The 18,094-nt window shown below is 64.2% G+C and carries 13 protein-coding genes; 8 read left to right on the top strand and 5 right to left on the bottom strand.

Going from position 1 to position 18,094, the window contains the following annotated elements; genetic code table 11:
• Positions 1-5: 5 nt before the first annotated feature.
• Positions 6-1,793 carry an Hsp70 family protein gene (locus THSYN_RS18745; RefSeq protein WP_100920461.1) on the bottom strand — a complete coding sequence of 596 codons (1,788 nt, stop codon included), beginning with the start codon at positions 1,791-1,793 and terminating at the stop codon, positions 6-8.
• A gap of 438 nt (positions 1,794-2,231) precedes the next feature.
• On the opposite strand from THSYN_RS18745, the gene THSYN_RS18740 reads away from it, so the two are divergent.
• The 6 genes from THSYN_RS18740 (at position 2,232) to THSYN_RS18710 (ending at position 9,239) form a co-directional block, all read left to right on the top strand.
• Positions 2,232-3,293: a helix-turn-helix domain-containing protein gene (locus THSYN_RS18740; protein WP_100920460.1), complete on the top strand. Its 1,062-nt coding sequence runs from the start codon at positions 2,232-2,234 to the stop codon at positions 3,291-3,293.
• Between the two features lie 367 nt (positions 3,294-3,660).
• The gene (locus tag THSYN_RS18735; RefSeq protein ID WP_100920459.1) at positions 3,661-4,467 is read left to right on the top strand and encodes a hypothetical protein; all 807 of its coding nucleotides are present in this window, start codon (positions 3,661-3,663) and stop codon (positions 4,465-4,467) included.
• Positions 4,404-5,312 carry a hypothetical protein gene (locus tag THSYN_RS18730; protein ID WP_172965310.1) on the top strand — a complete coding sequence of 303 codons (909 nt, stop codon included), beginning with the start codon at positions 4,404-4,406 and terminating at the stop codon, positions 5,310-5,312. The genes THSYN_RS18735 and THSYN_RS18730 overlap by 64 nt, the downstream gene beginning before the upstream one ends.
• A 157-nt stretch (positions 5,313-5,469) precedes the next feature.
• A complete protein-coding gene (locus THSYN_RS18725) occupies positions 5,470-5,829 on the top strand; it encodes a hypothetical protein (protein ID WP_100920457.1) in 360 nt (119 codons plus the stop codon).
• A gap of 108 nt (positions 5,830-5,937) precedes the next feature.
• A complete protein-coding gene (locus THSYN_RS18720) occupies positions 5,938-7,905 on the top strand; it encodes a hypothetical protein (RefSeq protein ID WP_100920456.1) in 1,968 nt (655 codons plus the stop codon).
• A 359-nt stretch (positions 7,906-8,264) separates the two neighbouring features.
• Entirely contained in the window at positions 8,265-9,239 is a 975-nt protein-coding gene (locus tag THSYN_RS18710) for an Rpn family recombination-promoting nuclease/putative transposase (RefSeq protein WP_100920454.1), read from the top strand.
• A gap of 31 nt (positions 9,240-9,270) precedes the next feature.
• On the opposite strand, the gene THSYN_RS18705 is transcribed toward THSYN_RS18710, so the two are convergent.
• Positions 9,271-11,586 carry a GmrSD restriction endonuclease domain-containing protein gene (locus THSYN_RS18705; protein ID WP_216644577.1) on the bottom strand — a complete coding sequence of 772 codons (2,316 nt, stop codon included), beginning with the start codon at positions 11,584-11,586 and terminating at the stop codon, positions 9,271-9,273.
• 59 nt (positions 11,587-11,645) lie between these two features.
• Here THSYN_RS18705 and THSYN_RS18700 point away from each other — a divergent pair, with 59 nt between their 5' ends.
• Together THSYN_RS18700 and THSYN_RS18695 are read left to right on the top strand one after the other, a co-directional pair.
• Positions 11,646-12,941 carry an MdtA/MuxA family multidrug efflux RND transporter periplasmic adaptor subunit gene (locus tag THSYN_RS18700; protein ID WP_100920453.1) on the top strand — a complete coding sequence of 432 codons (1,296 nt, stop codon included), beginning with the start codon at positions 11,646-11,648 and terminating at the stop codon, positions 12,939-12,941.
• A 205-nt stretch (positions 12,942-13,146) separates the two neighbouring features.
• On the top strand, positions 13,147-16,236 hold the full coding sequence (locus tag THSYN_RS18695) for an MdtB/MuxB family multidrug efflux RND transporter permease subunit (protein WP_100920452.1): 3,090 nt from the start codon (positions 13,147-13,149) through the stop codon (positions 16,234-16,236).
• 143 nt (positions 16,237-16,379) lie between these two features.
• Here the strand turns inward: THSYN_RS18695 and THSYN_RS18685 are convergent, their stop codons facing one another.
• From THSYN_RS18685 to THSYN_RS18670, 3 genes are all read right to left on the bottom strand, one after another.
• Positions 16,380-16,616, bottom strand: a complete 237-nt coding sequence (locus tag THSYN_RS18685) for a YgiT-type zinc finger protein (RefSeq protein WP_100920451.1) — start codon at positions 16,614-16,616, stop codon at positions 16,380-16,382.
• Positions 16,617-16,624: 8 nt separating this feature from the next.
• Complete coding sequence (locus THSYN_RS37380) at positions 16,625-16,822, bottom strand: DUF4258 domain-containing protein (RefSeq protein ID WP_100920450.1); 198 nt, start codon at positions 16,820-16,822, stop codon at positions 16,625-16,627.
• Positions 16,823-17,261: 439 nt separating this feature from the next.
• A complete protein-coding gene (locus THSYN_RS18670; RefSeq protein WP_100922489.1) occupies positions 17,262-17,705 on the bottom strand; it encodes a PIN domain-containing protein in 444 nt (147 codons plus the stop codon).
• Positions 17,706-18,094: the final 389 nt, after the last annotated feature.

Genomic DNA, 18,094 nt, shown 5'->3' with positions numbered 1-18,094 from the left:
TCCGGTCAGGACTCCAGGTAAAAGATCAGATCGGCGAGTTGGGCGACCGCCGACTCCAGTGTCCGCGGGTCGTCCTGCGCCAGCGCGTCGCGCACCGCCTCGATGCCGTCTACCAGGTCGTCGCGGTCCTGCGCGTTGGCCTCGCCCAGCAGGCGCTCGGCCTTCTCCACCAGGGCGCGAGCGGCGACCGCCTCGCGCCGCTCACCCGCGACGTCCCCTGCCGCGGTGCCATCCGCGTCCGTGGCGCCGTCCTGGTCCGCGTCCGTCGCGCCCTCGTACTCATACCCGTCGATGAGTGCGGACAGACGGTCGCGGGCGGCGGTCAAGGCGTCACCGGTGAAGCGGGCGGTGGCGTTGTCGATGGTGATCTGCGCCTCCAGCCCGGTGCGCTTCTCGCGCGAGCTCACATGCAGGATGCCGTTCACGTCCAGGGAGAAGGTGGTGATGATCAGGTTGCCGGCCGGCACGTCGGAGAGTCCGTCGATGCGGAAGGAGCCGATCTCGGTGTTGTTGAGTGCGTCCGGGTCCTCGCCCTGGTAGACCTGGACGATGATGGAGCGCTGGCCGTCGTGCATGGTCTCGAAGACGTCGCTCTTGGTCACCGGGATCGGGGTGTTCTTGCGGATCAGGGGGCAATAGGTATACGGATAGGGCTCCCCATTGAGGATGGACAGGGCGCTGGTGCCGAAGGTATAGGGCGTCACATCCACCAGCACGCTGGCCACCTGGACCCCGGCAATCACCGCCGCCTGGATCGCCGCCCCGGTGGCGACGCACAGATCCGGGTCCACCTCGGCGCGCGGCTGCATCCGCAGGGCCGCCTCCAGGCGCTGCTGCACCAGCGGCGTGCGGGTCGCCCCGCCCACCAGCAGTACCTCGTCTAAGTCGGAGACGGTAAGCCCGGCCCCGTTGACGGCGATATGCACGGCCTCCAGGGTCTCCCGGAGATAGGGCTCGATCATCGCCTCATAGTCTTCGCGCGCCAGCTCCAGCGACAGATGGACCGGCGCCCCGTCGCGCTCCAGCAGATATTCCTCCTGGATCAGGGCGAAGGGGGCGTCGGACAGGGTGATCTTGGCGGCCTCCGCGGCACGGGTCAGGCGCGCCATGGCGGAGCGCTCGGCGCGCGGGTCATGGCCCTGGGCGCGCAGGTGCTCCACCAGGTGGTCGATGATGCGGTCATCGAAGTCGTCGCCGCCCAGGTGATTGTTGCCGTGGCTCGCCAGGACCTCGGTCACGTCCCGGGCGACCCGCACCACCGACACGTCGAAGGTCCCGCCGCCCAGGTCATAGACCAGGATGGTCTTGCCCTGGGGGTGGTCCACCTCGTAGGCCAGCGCGGCGGCGGTGGGCTCATTGATGATGCGCACCACCTCGAGCCCCGCCAGTCCGCCGGCGTCGCGGGTCGCCTGGCGCTGGGCGTCGGAGAAATAGGCCGGGACCGTGATCACCGCCCTGGTCACCGGTTGGCCCAGGTCGACCTCCGCCGCCTGCTTCAGGCGCTTCAGGATCAGGGCCGAGATCTCTTGCGGAGTGTAGGACTCGGGCCCCATGGCGACCTTGGTGTCCTCGCCCATGCGCCGCTTGATCGAGCGGACGGTGCGCTCCGGGTAGAGGGCGAACTGGTTGCGGGCCGCCTGGCCCACCAGCAGGGTGCCGTCGTCCGCCAGACCGACGACCGAGGGCAGGAGCCTGGCCCCGTCCACCTCGATGACGCGCGAGACGCCGTCCTGAACCACCGCCACCTCCGAGTTGGTGGTGCCGAGGTCGATGCCGATGATGATGTCGCTCATGGTGTCCTGTGTCGGGTCGGGGCCGGTCGGAGTGGAAAAAGGGCGCAGAGTTTACCGCCTGAACGGGGGCGGTGCGATGTTGCATGTGCGCTGACGGTGACACGGTCGATCCCCGCGTCAGCGCGGCCCTGGTCCGGCTCAGGGCCGTGACCGGTGGTTCGTCACCGTGATCCATGAGAATCCTCCGTGGGAGCGGCTTCAGCCGCGCTGTGAAGTCGCGATCACCTGTAACGGCGCGGCGGCCGGCGAGGCCCGTCGCGGCTGAAGCCGCTCCCACCGCGTCGCTGCGCGACTTTCACGGCAAACGCCTCGCCGCCGGCGCGTCCCCCCGGCGGCGGCCGCAACGATGATCAAGGCCCAAAACCACCGATCCCGCTACCATTACAAGACCAACCTTGAGTCTGAAAGCCAGACGGGAGCACAAGCGCAGGTGACAACATGACCGAACAGGCCAGCGCCGGCACGGGCGAGGATATTTCACCGATTGTTTTCAGCAGTTTCAATACCATGGGTCTGCCGCCGCAAGAGGCCATTGAGGTCTGGCGTGACAGCATTGCCCCGCTGTTCGATGCGCGTCCGGTGGGGCCGGGTGACTTCTATGGTGCCGTGGATGCCTGCCTGTTCAACGGGATCGTGCTCGCACAGTCGCGGGCTGCCGCCCAGGTGTTTCGACGCGACCGGCGGATGCGCAACCGTGACGGCGTCGACCACTTCCTCGTCCAGTTCTATCTGGAGGGCGGCTATCGCGGAGAACATGCGGGGCTCGCGGTCCGCGTCGGCGCGGGCGATGTCGGGGTCTTGGACCTGGGCGCGGAGACGCACACCAACGACCTTGAATTCCGGTGCCTCACGCTCGTCGTGCCCCGCGATACGCTGCGCCCCTTCGTCAAGCACCTCGATTGCGGGGGGACGGTGATCGCCGGCAGCACCGCGTTGGGCCGCATCCTCAACAGCCATCTCACCGCCACCTGGCGCAATCTGCCCGGGCTCCCCGGTCGCGAGGCCCCCTATGTCGCGCAGGCGCTGCTGGGCGTCCTGGCCGCCTGTATCGATTCCCAATGCAGCGGCACCACGGATCGGACCGACCCTTATCTGCCCGCGGCGACGGCGGTGGCGATACGCGACTACATCGAGCATCATCTGGAGCGCGTCGATCTCGATCCCGAGCACCTGTGCCGGACGTTTCACTGTTCCCGTGCCTACCTCTACCGGCTCTTTGCGAGCGAAGGCGGCGTCGCCCGCCACATCCAGCAACGGCGCCTGCTGCGCTGCTACCGTGAATTGACGCGGCCGGGCAATCACCGGCCGCGCGTAGGCGAAATCGCCGGCCGTTGGGGGTTCGTCAATGCCAGCCATTTTTCCCGCCTGTTCCGTGAGGTCTTCGGCGTCGCGCCGCGCGACGCCCTGGGCGGCGCGGACCAGGCACGCGGCGTCACAGCGCTCGGCGCCGACCCGCGGCCGGACCTGCCCGCCTACCACGATTGGCTCTTGAGCCTCTGAACGATCGCCGGGATCAGGACCGGCGCACCGCGTGCGGCCCGGCCGCCGTGCAAACCGCGGAGATGGGGTGTTGCGGGCGCGCCACAAACCCGAGACGGCCAGCACAAAGATCCTGGACCCCGAGGAAAGCAACGCTACGAATGTCGGGGTACGCTTAGTTGGTCGGCCCGGACGCGCGCGGCCCCGGGGCGAGCCCACCGCGGTGGGTTCGCCCGGGGTGCGGATTGCGCCCGCCAACCCGCTCGTCACCAGGAGTCACCCAATGCGTACCCTCCGTCTGGCATACCGGCAATGGCGACCTGGCGGGATCGCCTCTACCTGTTCACCCTGAACGGACTATACGGGGGGGGGCGCTCGATTGTACTGGATGTACACGCTCAATCCCTTCGGGGACGACCCGGTACTGGACGGCTGGTTCCCGAAAAACAGTTCTCCGCCAAGCCAGGTGATTGGCGGCACGGGAAGCTGTCTCGCCGTCAGTGCGCTCCCGGTCGGCAGCGCCGGCGAGGAATGGCTGGTGTTCTTCACTCGCGGGGAAGACGGTGCCCTCAATGTCCGGTACACCAAGGATTTCTCCATGACGCTCATCGATGTGCCGGAGGCCGCCTTCCAGTCCCCGCGAGGCTGGGTGACGCAATGCGCCACCATACCCATTGTGACGGATAGCGGCCCCGCCATTCTGGTGGCCCTGGCAACCCACCAAGGCTATCTCACGATGCAGACCCTCTACCAGAACGACCATGGCAAATTGACTTGGGCACAACAGCCCCATGTGCCCTTGCGCGTCCACCCGCAGACGGAGATCGCCCTGGTCGCGGGGAGCATCGAGAGCCGAAATAACGCGCGGACGGAGCAAGGGCGCCGCACCGTGCAGCTATTTCTCAGCGATGCCTCCAATCTGGCCGCCGACGTCAGGCGTGGGGAATGGCAACTCGTGGGCCGTTACGGCGAAGGGCAGTTCACGGATTGGGTCACGGGGGGGACTGCCAAGACGGCGGCGCCGACCAGAACTGTGTCGGGAGCACCCTGTTTCCCGCGGACGTTGGCTGGGTCCACCCGTCGCGTGCCTTCGCCGCCGTCCCCGGCTATGAGAAGGACTCGGCGGGCAACTTGCGGCAATACATTACCGTCACCGGCAGCGCCCAGACGAGATTATTCGATCCGCGGGTGCTGACTTTGCAGGTGATCACCTACCCATCTGACCGTTACATCGCGCTGGACAAAAGCGCTGCCGTCGATACCGCTCGCGACGCCACGCAGGTACCCTCGGCCTGGAGCATCGTGGGGGTCATCGAGGGCGTTCCACCCTTTACCCGCAACGGCACGACCGGGAGCGTCCCGAAAGCGAGCGTTTCGTTCCAACAGAAGGACTCGAAATCAACTGAGGTCAAGGTCGTCAACTCCTTTAAGTCGGAGGTTTCGTTGTCGCCAGGGTCCCAGGTGCCGTCCTTTCCGGTGACCGCCGATCTTTCCTATGGCCTCGATCTGGCTCGGTCGTCCAAGACGGAAAATACGCTTACGTTACAGAAGACGCTTGACAATGTCAGCGATAATTTCGACGGGGCCTATGGCATACTGATCGTCGCCAAGCCGACCATTATCAACTACCCTTTCAGTCACCGGACCTTCGGTCACACGGAGGTGGCCAGGGTCGATCGCCTGATCGTCGACCAGATGGACCTGTACTCGGAGCCCTATTTGCTGGCCGACCCGACGCTCGGTAAGGGTGAGAATCAGATCGGCCTGCCGATGCCGTTCCGGCCTAAGACGTCGCTCCCCTGGATCATCACTTGGCGTATCCAGAGCATCACGCACTACGTGCCGCCATTGCTGTTGAGCGCGGCGGCGGCCCCCGCCGAGGCCGGGCTGCACGCTGGTCCTGTTCAGGGCGACGACGGCACCCAGGCGGCGTCGGACGCCGATCCGAACCAGCCGCAAGCCGCGGTCCCGATCGGCAAGAAGGCATTTTGCTGGGGCTGCCTGCCGCAATCCGGCGGCTGGCGCTCGATCAAGCGGTAGGGTCGGCGCGCCGGTCCCGACCGCGAATGCAGGCAACGCAATGGCGTACGCATCAGAGAACGAACTGCCGCCGAGCTGGACCGACTGGCCACCGCGGTGGATGGGCAGTCCCCAGCGGTGCCCGCTCTCGGCTTCGTCTTTACCTGGAGTAACCACTATGACCAAGTTTTCGCTTTCGCTCGCCACCGCCCTGTTGCTCGTCGGCCCACCGGCGGGCGCCGAGCCGGTCACCATTCAAAACGCCTACGTCAATGCGGTGATGGTGACCGCGGACGACACCGATGGCGGCTGTATGGCGTCCCTGTCCATCGACCCGGCGACGCGGTTGCCCGGCTGCGGCGCCAACTGGGTGACCTTCAGTTGCAGCGGCGAACTGACCACTGAGTTGCGTGCCTATCGCATGCTCGACCAGGCGCAACTCGCGCTGGCCAACGGCAAGCGCGTGCAGGTGGTGATCACCAACGAGCAGCAGCACAACGGCTATTGCTTCGTGTCGCGCATCGATGTCCTGCGCTGATCGCGGCCAGGCCGGGCCCGGGCGGCGTCGGCGTTGCGTGTGTCCGGGTCGGCAGTGCCCGCGGCATCCGGGCGCGCTTTCTTGCTATCGTGCTGTGAGGTAATCAAGATGATCTGCGACGCAATGAACCCGCGTCTCGGTATTCCCGGCCCGCGCTGGGCAACGACCGCGCTGTGGGTCATGGTGATGGGCTTGCTGCTCGTCGGCACCTGGGCCGCGGCCGATGTCGTGACCCAGACGCAGTCCGACGCGGCCGACCAAAGCGCCTTGGTCGAAGGTCAACACTGGGGCGCCGGCGTCCCCGGCGGCGCCCCGCCCGCGGGCACCGCACCGACCGCCGGATACGACTATGTGAACGATCAGCAGGATAGCCTGACGCGCACCCCGACGAGCGGCGACGTTACCTTTGCCGGCCGGTCCCTGACGATTGCGAACGGGGCTTGGCTCGAGCTGCTCAACCCCGCCGCGACGACCACCATCACCGACCTCAGGCTCAATGGCGGCATCGTCGATGCCGATGCGTCGCTCGGTGCGACCACGGTCAGGCTCGCGGGCGCCGTGGCGTTGGCGCAGGGCGGCGGCACCTTTCAGGCCGCCGATAGCAGCACGGTGCTCGCCATCGACGCCGCGCTGGTCGATCCGGCCGCCGGTACCCCGGGTGGGGTCACCTTCGGGGGCACTGGTCTGGAGGGCACCATCGTGCTGACCAATGGTGCCAGCACCTACACCGGCAGCACCCTCATCAGTTCCGGGGTGGTCGAGGTCCAGAGCGGCCACGCACTCGGGGCGCCCGCGGTCGGCACGACCGTGGCCGGGACCGGGGCACTCTGGCTCACCGGCGATATCGCGGTCCCCGAGGCCCTGAACCTCCTCGGTCGGGACATCGACCGGACCCTGCAAGACCCGACCAAGAGGCCGCAGGTCATCAGCCAAGGTGACAATACCCTGGCCGGGCCGATCGGGCTCTCGTCGGGGCCGGACCCGGCCTTCAACCAGTTCGGGCTCGTCTCGCTGGGTGGGACCCTCAAGGTCACCGGCGGCGTCACCGCGGACACGAGCGCCACCCAGGCCATCCTGGGGGTGGGCGGCCCCGGCGATGTGCTGGTCCAAGGCGACATTTCCATCGCGCTCAGCGCGCCCGCTGCCCAGGCGCGGGTGCTCGCGCTCGGACCGGCGACGACGACCATCGACGGCAAGGTGACGCTGACCCACACCGGCGTCGGGTCCTTCGCGGCGCTGGACGTCTACGGCGGCGACCTGATCGTCAACGGTAAGGTGGATATGGCCAACTCGGTGGGGAATTCGAGCATGGCGAATTGGGGCTCCGGCAGGCTCCAGATCCATGGCGATATCGACATGTCGCCGATCAACACTGACGACTACCACGACGTCTTCAACGCCGGCAGCGGCAGCACGCTGATCGCGGGCGGGGTCGCGGGTGTCGATGCGTTGGGGGCCTATTCAGGCACCCTGGTGGTGGGCGCTGCCGCGGATATCTCCAGCGTCCATTGGCTTGACCTGGACGGGGGCGGGATCATCGACGCGTCCGGTGTGGTCGGCGGCTTTTCAGTCCTGGCCGGACAGGAGGTCACCGCGTGGGGCGACGGCACCTTGCGGGGCGATGTCATCCTGGAGTCCGGCGGCCTGTTTCGGCTCGGCAGGTATTCCCCGGCCGATTTGACGGTCGAGGGCAGCCTGACGATGCGCGCGGGCAGTATGCTCTCCGTGATGATCGACCCGACCGATACCGGCGCCATCAGCCTCCTGGAGGTCACGGGGACCTTGCTATTGGACTCTGAGGTGCTTCTGACGTTCAACTGGGATCAGATCCCGGACGACGGCACCTATGTCTTCGCGCGGTGGGGCCAATGGGCCGGGGCCGGCCGCTTCACACCAGTCGGGTTGCCCACCGGCTATGAAGTGTACTACGACGATGCCGAGCACCTGGCCGGGCTGGTCTGGGTTCCCGCTCCGGCACCGCTGTTCCTGATTGTGCTGGGGGCCTTGGTCCTCGCCGGCCGCCGCCGCGCCTCCCCGGACGACCGGCGGGGCGCGGGCGCTTCGGTTTGGTGGTGAACACCTGCCCAACCGCTGCAATGGTGTAATGGGCGCCGGGCGGGGCGCGGACGCCGTCGGCGTGTCGTGCCCCGTTCGCATGATGTTCTCCAGCCCTCTTGAGGCTGGGGCCGCGCGGTGTTGGCGAGGAGCGGACGCCGCGGCCGAGGCCCGCCGCGCGGCCGAGGGGCGGGCGCGGGACGCCGAAGAAGCCCTTGCCCGCCTGGGGGCGCAACTCGCGGAGCGACCGGGACCCCGCTGATCTCCAGCGCGATGGTCATCCGCGAGGGTGATTTGCGTGAAATCGGGTAGGTCGGGTTAGCGAAGCGTAACCGACGCCTGCGCTTGTCGCCCCGGTGACGCTTGTCTACACTGCCGACATGCGCCATCCCATCGATCCCAAGGTTGACTGCGTCTTCAAGGCCCTGCTGGGGGCGGAGTCCAATCGCGACCTGTTGATCCATTTCCTCAACGCCGTCCTGGGCGCGGACCTCCCCCGACCGATCGTCGCGGTAGAGATCCAGAACCCTTATAACGAGAAGGAATTCCTTGATGACAAGCTCACCGTCGTCGATGTCAAGGCCCGCGACGCGACCGGCCAGATGTTCCAGGTCGAGATCCAACTGCTCAATCACCGCGACCTGCCGGCGCGTATCCTCTACGGCTGGGCGAACCTCTATCGCAGCCAGATCAAGGAAGGCGAGAGCTACCGCAAGCTGCGCCCCACTTACGCGATCTGGCTGCTGGGCCAGACGCTGCTGCCGGATACCCCGGAGTATGCCCACGAGTTCCGGTTGCGCGACCAACACGGTCGCGTCTTTCTGGACCATGGCGGTATCTGGCTGCTGGAACTGAGTAAATTCGCCGCCGACGCGGTCGAAACCGAGCAACAGCGCTGGCTGAAATTCTTCAACGAGGCGGAGCGCCTGGACGAGGACGCCCTGCCCGCGTGGATGCAGACCCCAGAGATGAGGCGAGCCATGAACACACTGAAGGCTTTCTCCGAGAAAGAGCACGCCTATTATGCGTACCAGGCGCGGCAGGACTATCTGCGCGAACAGCAGAGCATCCAGCTCGAATTTGCCGACCTGCGCGCGGAGGTGGAGCAGGCCCGGGAGGCCGTGGAGCGGGAGCGGGAGGCCGTGGAGCGGGAGCGGGCGGCCAAGGAGCAAGAGCGGGCGGCCAAAGAGCAAGAGCGGGCGGCCAAGGAGCAAGAGCGAGCGGCCAAGGAGCAAGAGCGGGAGGCCAAGGAGCAAGAGCGGGAGGCCAAAGAGCAGGAGCGGGCAGCCAAGGAAGAAGCCCTGGCCGAGAACGAACGGCTGAAACGATTGCTCGCGGACCGACCCGAATCATGACAAGCTTACCGTCGTCGATCGCGCTGTTCGGTCATGCCGGCCAACGCTTCGCAAGATCGTCTGCCAAGTCCCTGCCTCTAGCCGCTAACTCCTTTTTCCCAAATACTTTCAGGGTCGCAAGGTCGGTTCCGAGCGACGACGTCATTTTTAAAGTGCTTTTCGCATAGACGCTTGCTTTTGCACCGAGATCCGCGTTTTGCGCGGAGCTATTCAGCTTTTTCTCCAAGAGCGTCAAATTTCCTAAGAGATTCAGATGTTCCTCGAAATCCTGGTCATTACTGAATCCGAAAGACTTAGGCTTAAACCTGGGCGACTGTGACAAGATATGCTCGATCGTCGGATTTTTTTCCATGAGGCTCTGTAGTTCGGTCAACGAGTAGTCCTGTCCGCGCAAGCTTTCGCAATAATCGACGAACAAGGCCCGCAGCAGCCCCGTCTGCTTATAGTAGTCGAAGTTCGTCAGATAGTCCTTGAAGCGGGCATCGCCGATTTCAAATGCGTTGAACCACACCAGATGGTCCTCGATTTCCTGGATGGACCAAGCCTCGTTATTGAGGCGAAATGAAAACTCCGCGACATGCTTTCTTCCCGCATACTCTCTGACCTTGAAAACCCTCAGGTCGATGACTTCCAGCATCCGGAGCACGCTGACTCCACGCTTTGGTAACAACTGATCAAGGAATCCGCATTTTTCCAATTGCGCAATGACCGGATACAGGACGGCTGAGAGGCCCTGGATGGAAAACAGCTTGTAATACTCGCCGTGCTGTTCGACTCCTCGAACTACCTGGCTGAACGCCTTGACATAGCCCACGAGGCTCTCCAAATACGCGGATATATATTCGTCGAGTTGCGCCTTGGCGTTCTTGCCCTTTCTCAACTCATATAGCCCACGCTTGACGTTATCCAGAACCTCTTGGCCGGTAGGATCGTAGCTTTCTTCGGAAAAGCAGATGTGATGGTGGCGAAGCAGATCGTCTTCGGCAAACTGTTTTGAACTGAGCACGTTGACGGATTGACGCTCAGCGATCAGCTTGATCTCGTCATACAACTCAAAGATCTCGGCGAAGCCGCGATTGATCTCATCATCATACTTGCGGTCGAGGTACTTGTCAGAAAAGTAGAACAGGAGGCTCTTCATCTTATCCATGCGCGACAACTCCCTGCCTCTATCGTTTACCGTCTGAAAAATCCGAATGGCGTCAGATTCGTCTTTTTCAATGAACTCGAGGAGCGACAGGGCTTCGACCGACGCCAGGAAAACCCGCGGGTCCGGGATATGGTGCTGGGTGAGATTCTCGATTTCCTCAAACGCATTCAACAGCAATCGCTGGCTCTTATTCCGGGGCTCCAGTTGATGCGCCACAGCCGGCTTAAGATCCAGCAACTGAAAATAGAAATCCCGGTCGCGCTCCAGCGGGGTCAGCTTGAATGTCTCTCCATCATTAATGTACAGGCGGTGATAAAACTCCTGATCATTAACCTTCGGTAACTTGCGGATGATGGAGGCGATAAACATGAGGAGAGTGGTTAGTCGCTGCTGACCGTCCACCACGGTGTAGACACCCGGATTGTGCGTTTTCGAGAGGACCACCGTGCCAAGATAGTGTTGAGATTTCGTCTCGATTGCCTCCTTTATGTCCTCAAACAACTCGCGAACATTCTGGTTCTCCCACGCATAGCTGCGCTGATACCTCGGGATCTCCAGTACCTTTACCGCAAAGAACTGCTTTAGAGTCTGCTGACTGGACATAGCGGGACCTCTGATTGTTGCATGATAATTCGATTTCCGGGAACAGTATACAGAACTCAACCTCAAAGCACGCCTTCGATATCGGTTCCCGCGAAGTCGTGCCGAGACGATCAGTGCCTCCGTCACCGTGCCGGCGGAAATCAGTATCTCGTCTGCGGTTTCAAGTGCGGCGATCCAGGCATCCGCTTCCTGCTCGTCCAAGAGGGTCGCCATCAGGGCCGAGGTATCGACCGCAATCATCCTTGGGTTGTAGAGATTCTCGGCCTTGATCATAACGCGTTCCCGGCGCGGCCCGTCGCGGCTGAAGCCGCTCCCACAGGGTCGCTGCGCGACGTTCACGGTAACCTCGACAGCTGCCCCGCATTGCGTCCGGACTCGGTGCGGGCACGCACGACCAGCGGACCGCGCCGTCCCGGATCGAGCGTCGGCAGCAAACCATGCCGACTGGCCGCCGGGACGCAGCGCCCGCCGCCCGCTGCAGAATTCTCCATTTTTGCACCTCACGCGGTTAATCTGTGCCCCGGGCCAAGACAGTCCGCCCGCGGGTCGGTCGGCCGGATCGCCGCCGCGCCGCCGCCGCGTCTTGGGGTCCATGAACATTGCCCACCGGCGCGCCGCCCCCGCCCCGTCAGGGTCCCAGCAGGTAACCATCGATGACCTCGGAGGAAACCGGCGCCAAGCGCCGCCGCTATCTGCCGCTGCTGGGCCTGGTCCTGGCCGGGCTGGCCGCCGCGTTCGCTTACTGGCACTGGTTCGGCGGGGGGCCTGCCGGCCAGGGCAGCGCCGAAGGCGGCAACCCTGGCCGCGGCGCGGGCAACCCCGGCGGCCGGGGCGGCGCGCAAACACGGCCGGTCCCCGTGGTCGCCGCGGCTGCGCGTACCGGCGCAATCAAGGTCTATCTGCGGGGCCTGGGGACGGTGACGGCCCGCAACACCGTGACCGTGCGGACCCAGGTCGACGGTCAGCTCATGCGTCTCGCCTTCACTGAGGGCCAGACCGTCAAGGCCGGCGACCTGCTGGCCGAGATCGACCCCCGTCCGTTCCAGGTCCTGCTCCTGCAGGCCCAGGGGGCGCTCGCCCGCGATCAGGCGCTGCTCGACAATGCGCGGGTCGACCTGGAACGCTACCGCACCCTCTATCAACAGGATTCCGGCTCCAAGCAGCAGTGGGACACCCAGAAGGCGCTGGCGGCCCAATACGAGGGCGCGATCAAGACCGACCTGGCACAGATCGAGAGTGCGAAGCTGCAACTTACCTATGCCCGCATCAAGGCCCCGATCGGGGGGCGGGTGGGCCTGCGGCTGGTGGATGCCGGCAACATCGTGCGGGCCGCAGATGCGACGGGGCTTGCGGTGATCACCGAGGTGGAGCCGATCCTGGTGATCTTTACCCTGCCGGAGGATGACCTGCAGACGGTGCTCAAGCAGGTCCGCGCCGGCACCCGGCTCACCGTGGACGCCTATGACAAGGCCCAGAAGACGAAGCTTGCCAGCGGTGTCCTGCTGACCATGGACAACCAAATCGATCCGACGACGGGGACCATCCGCCTCAAGGCGGAATTCCCGAACGAGGACGGACGGCTGTTTCCGAACCAGTTCGTGAATGCGCACCTGCTGGTCGATACCCTGCACGACGCGACCCTGATCCCCACGGCCGCGGTCCAGCGCGGGGTCCAGGGGACCTATGTCTATGTCGTGGGGCCGCAGCAGTCCGTGAGTGTGCGGCCCGTGACGCTCGGCGCCGCTGAGGGCGATGAGGTCGCGGTCAGCGAGGGCCTCGCGCCCGGCGAGTTGGTCGTGGTCGACGGGACCGACAAGCTGCGGGAGGGGGCCAAGGTCGCGGTCGAGGAGCGTGACGCCGCCAAGCCCGCGGGGCAGGGCACGCCCATGGGGGCCGCGCCGGAGCCGGCCCCCGCCGAGGGCCGCCGTCGGCGCCCCGGCGTGCCATGAGCCGGGGCGCGGGGACGCCGCCGCGGCGCCTGCACCGTGCGGTCTTGACCGTCGCTCCGGCCACCGTGAAAGTCGCGCAGCGACGCTGTGGGAGCGGCTTTAGCCGCGACGAGGCCTCGCAAGCTCCCGCAACGTCGCAGGTTACCGCAGCCTCGTCGCGGCTGAAGCCGCTCCCACAAGGAACTTCCATGTTCCGGGGTCGCGGATGAACCTGTCGCGCCCCTTCATCCTGCGCCCGGTGGCGACCTCGCTGCTGATGGTCGCGCTCCTGCTGTCGGGGTTGCTGGCCTACCGCCTGATGCCCCTGTCGGCCCTGCCGGAGGTCGATTATCCGACCATCCAGGTCGTGACCCTGTACCCGGGGGCGAGCCCGGAGGTGATGGGCTCGACCGTGACCGCGCCGCTGGAGCGCCAGTTCGGTCAGATGCCGGGCTTAAACCAGATGTCCTCGACCAGTTCGGGCGGGGCCTCGGTCATCACCCTGCAGTTCGGGCTCGATCTCAGCCTCGATATCGCCGAGCAGCAGGTCCAGGCGGCGATCAACGCGGCCGGCACCTTCCTGCCGGCGGACCTGCCGAGCCCGCCTATCTACAGCAAGGTCAATCCGGCCGACGCGCCCATCCTGACGCTCGCCCTGACCTCGCGGACCCTGCCCCTGTATCAGGTCCAGGACCTGGCCGATACCCGCCTGGCACAACGGATCTCACAACTGCCGGGGGTGGGGCTGGTCAGTATCAGCGGCGGCCAGCGCCCGGCGGTGCGGGTGCGGGTGAACCCGCTGACGCTCGCGTCCTATGGGTTGAGCCTGGAGGACGTGCGCACCGCGCTCGGCAATGCCAACGTGAACGCGCCCAAGGGCAGCTTCGATGGGCCGTCCCGCGCCTCGACCATCGACGCCAACGACCAGCTCACCTCGGCTGCGGAATATCGGCCGCTGATCATCGCCTACCGCAACGGTGCCCCGATCCGCCTGTCCGACCTCGCGGCGGTGGACGAGGCGGCGGAGAACGTCTATCTGGCCGCCTGGGCGGATGAGACCCCCGCGGTGATCCTGAACATCCGCCGCCAGCCCGGCGCCAATGTCATCCAGGTGGTCGACCGTATCAAGCAACTGCTGCCTGAACTCCAGGCGGGCCTGCCGGGGAGCCTGGAGGTCAGGCCCCTGACCGATCGCACCGTCACCATCCGTGCCTCGATCAAGGACGTGCAGCACGAACTGGTGCTGGCCGCCGCCCTGGTCGTGATGGTGATCTTTCTCTTCCTGCGCAGTATCCCCGCGACCATCATTCCCAGCGTGGCGGTGCCGCTGTCCCTGATCGGCACCTTCGGGGTCATGCACCTGGCAGGCTTCAGTATCAACAATCTGACCCTGATGGCACTGACCATCGCCACCGGTTTCGTGGTGGACGACGCCATCGTGATGATCGAGAACTGCTCACGCTATATCGAGGAGGGCGAGTCGCCGCTGCAGGCGGCGCTCAAGGGGGCGGGTCAGATCGGCTTCACCATCGTCTCGCTGACCCTCTCGCTGATCGCCGTGCTGATCCCGCTGCTCTTCATGCGCGAGGTCGTGGGCCGGCTGTTCCAGGAGTTTGCGGTGACGCTCGCGGTGGCGATTCTGATCTCCGCGGTCGTCTCTCTGACCCTGACACCGATGCTCTGCGCCCGGATGCTGCGCCATCGCCCGCCGGAGCAGGAGGGGCGACTCTACCGGGCGAGCGGCCGGTTCTTCGAGCGGGTGATCGCCGGCTACGGCCGGCTGCTCGACCGGGTCCTGGACCACCAGCCGGCGACCCTGCTGGTCGCCGCCGCGACCCTGGTCCTGACCCTGGTCCTCTATGTGATGATCCCCAAGGGGTTCTTTCCGGTCCAGGACACCGGCCTGCTCCAGGGCGTCTCCCAGGCCCCCGAGTCGGTCTCCTTCGCCGCCATGGCGCAGCGCCAGCAGGCGCTGGCCGCGGTCCTGCTCGCCGACCCCGCGGTCGCGAGCCTGTCCTCCTTCATCGGGGTGGACGGCGCCAACGCGACGCTCAACAGCGGCCGGTTCCTGGTCAACCTCGTGCCGCGCGACGAGCGCGCCGGGGCCCAAGAGGTCATCCGCCGGCTCCAGCCGGGGCTGGCTGCGGTACCGGGGATCAGGCTCTTTCTGCAGCCGGTCCAGGATCTCAGCATCGAGAGCCGGGTGAGCCGGACCCAGTATCAACTCGCCGTCCAGGACGCGGACGCGCGCGAACTGGGCCTCTGGGTGCCGCGCCTGGTGGAACGCTTCGCCGCCCTGCCGGAGTTGGCGGACGTGGCGAGCGATCTGGCGGAGCAGGGACTGGCCGCCTATGTCGACATCGACCGGGCGACCGCCGGCCGGCTCGGGGTCACGGTCGCGGCCATCGACAATGCGCTCTATGACGCCTTCGGCCAGCGGCTGGTCTCCACCATCTTCACCCAGGCGAACCAATATCGCGTGGTGCTGGAGGTCGACCCGGGGCTGGCGCCGGGGCTCGCGGCGCTCGCGAACCTCCATGTCCCGGCGGCGAACGGCGTTCAGGTGCCGCTGTCGGCGCTCGCCCGGGTGGAAGAGCGCACCGCGCCTCTGATCCTGAACCGCCTGGACCAGTTCCCGGCCGCGACCATCTCCTTCAACCTGGCCCCGGGGGCCTCGCTGGGGGGGGCGGTGGCAGCGATCGAGGCCGCACAGCGCGAACTGGCGCTGCCGGCGAGTGTGCAGTTGAGCTTCCAGGGCACGGCGCTCGCCTTCCGCGCCTCGCTCGGTCATCAGGTCTTCCTGTTGCTGGCGGCTATCGTGACTATGTATATCGTGCTCGGGGTGCTCTACGAGAGCTATATCCACCCCATCACCATCCTCTCGACCCTGCCGTCCGCCGGGGTCGGGGCACTGCTCGCACTCATGGTCGCGGGCCAGGACCTGGGGGTGGTCGCCGTTATCGGCATCGTGCTCCTGATCGGCATCGTGAAGAAGAACGCGATCATGATGATCGACTTCGCCTTGGACGCCGAGCGCCGCGAGGGCAAGACCCCGCGCGAGGCGATCCACCAGGCCTGCCTGCTGCGCCTGCGCCCGATCCTCATGACCACCTTCGCCGCGCTCCTGAGCGCGCTGCCGTTGATGCTCGGCGGCGGCATGGGGGCCGAATTGCGCCAGCCGCTGGGGATCACCCTGGTGGGGGGGCTGCTGCTGAGCCAGGTGCTGACGCTCTTTACCACCCCGGTCATTTATCTTGCCTTTGATCGGCTGGGGCGGCGGATGGGGGCGCGGGGCGGTACGGCGGTCGAGAGATGAGGCGAGCCATGAACACACTGAAGGCATTCTCCGAGAAAGAGCACGCCTAGCGAGTACGACCGAGGAAACGGATGCGGGAAAACTGCACGTCCGGGTCTGTGGCGGGGGCTCCGGGCAACCGGAGTCCCTACGCCGGAGGCTTTCTAGGCTGCCGCCTTAGTGAATTCCACGACTTCAACGCAGAGCTTTTCTTTGACCGCGTGTTGTTTCAACAAGAGCGCATCCACAGCGTCTAATGTCTTGGCATGAAAATACCGCTCTCCACACTCAGTACAAACCTCAGCTTCTACGTTCTCAACGATGTAAAGTTGCCGTTGGAACCAATGCTGCCGCTTGACGTTCCTTTTCTTGGTTTCGCCACCACAAAATTCACATTGCATGATGGTACCTATAACGCATACACAGTAATTAACAGTATACTTGATTCCTCTCGGAACCGGCAAATAACGTGAACTATACGCCCGTCCAAGCACGGCCCTTTGATTCGATATCTTGTGCCCCTGGAATCATGCGTAAGCTGTTTCTCTATCCTTCCTTTCAGAATCGCGTTCTCTACGTCATTCCTGTCAAGGTCGTCATCAAGCATCTCTTCTTCCGCGTGTGACGACAGGAATTAGTCGCGATCAATAACGCGCTGTCGAATTTTCTGAAGGGTAGACATTTACCTTCAATAGATCGAGGAACGAGGCTCAGGTGACGAGGGGCAGATCTTGCAATCAATCATACTCAAAAATTGCATGATTGCAAGACCTGACCCCAGCCTTTTCTACGCCGGAGGCTCTTTATTGCTGGGGAAAACGGCAAGACTTGACCCTATCCTCCCTTAACTGCCAGAGATCTTAGCCTGACCGCGCCTTGCCATCGCTAACTTGCTAAGTTCTTCAACGCTCATCTGAGGCCACAAATCGCGCTGCCACTCCGTGTAATCAAACGGTTCTCTACTTAGCAGGGCAATGAATTTCTCAGCCATTACCTCGCCTAGCGCATCAATCAGCGCTTTGACTCCCTGGACCCTAAGCTCTGTATCAGTTAGTGTGTTCATCAATGATTGCCGCTAAAGCTACGGGGTTGATTGCCGAAATCTGCGATTCGGGTGCCATTTTTTTGAGCAACTTATCATCAGTTGCCATAAAATAACCGGCTTCCCCTGCGATTGCTGATGCAACATGCAATGCATCTTTCGGCTTTACTCCTATTCTTACCAACTCATTTGCCTTATCTATAATTTCGTCTGACTCATCAATGTAAGTGATCGAGTATTTACGCCACTCTTCAATCGCCAACCTCTTTTCTTTAAATGGATTCTGATCATTTTCAAGGTCAAGTATATATGACCACACCAACTCAACTTCGCCCGCCTTTACCTTTCCTTGAACATACAATTTGGCTTCCGCCTCGAGGCGTACGCGGATGTGCTTCTGATCATCGAACGGCCGATTAAAAGCGCATACGTCCAAATATATTCGCATCAAACAACCCATTGTTTCGCAAATTAGCTATGGAGACGAAGCGCCTAACGTCAAAGGCCAAGGCAGGCGCGCGCCTGCACGACACCGGCCAGTTAACTCCGACCCTGATGGCGCGCGCTCGCTCTTTGGCCGCCCGTTAGGCACGCGTAGGATTCATGATTGGGCCTGCCACGGCAAGAGGCAAGTCCGGTCTCCGCTTCCCCTTGCGTTTCCGTATTCGGTGCATTTAGTAAACTGTCACCGTAATTAATGCATTTAGTAAACTGTCACCGTAACGTTGCAATACGAACTGGTGTTTGCGTAAAACCTCGCGCTCGCGCGAAAGCGAGTACGACCGAGGAACCGGATGCGGGAAAACTGCACGTCCGGGTCTGTGGCGGGGGCTCCGG

The sequence above is a fragment of the Candidatus Thiodictyon syntrophicum genome, from assembly GCF_002813775.1.
Lineage (GTDB): Bacteria > Pseudomonadota > Gammaproteobacteria > Chromatiales > Chromatiaceae > Thiodictyon > Thiodictyon syntrophicum.
Note: the sequence above shows the minus strand (reverse complement) of the source record. Positions and strands in the feature narration are given on the sequence as shown.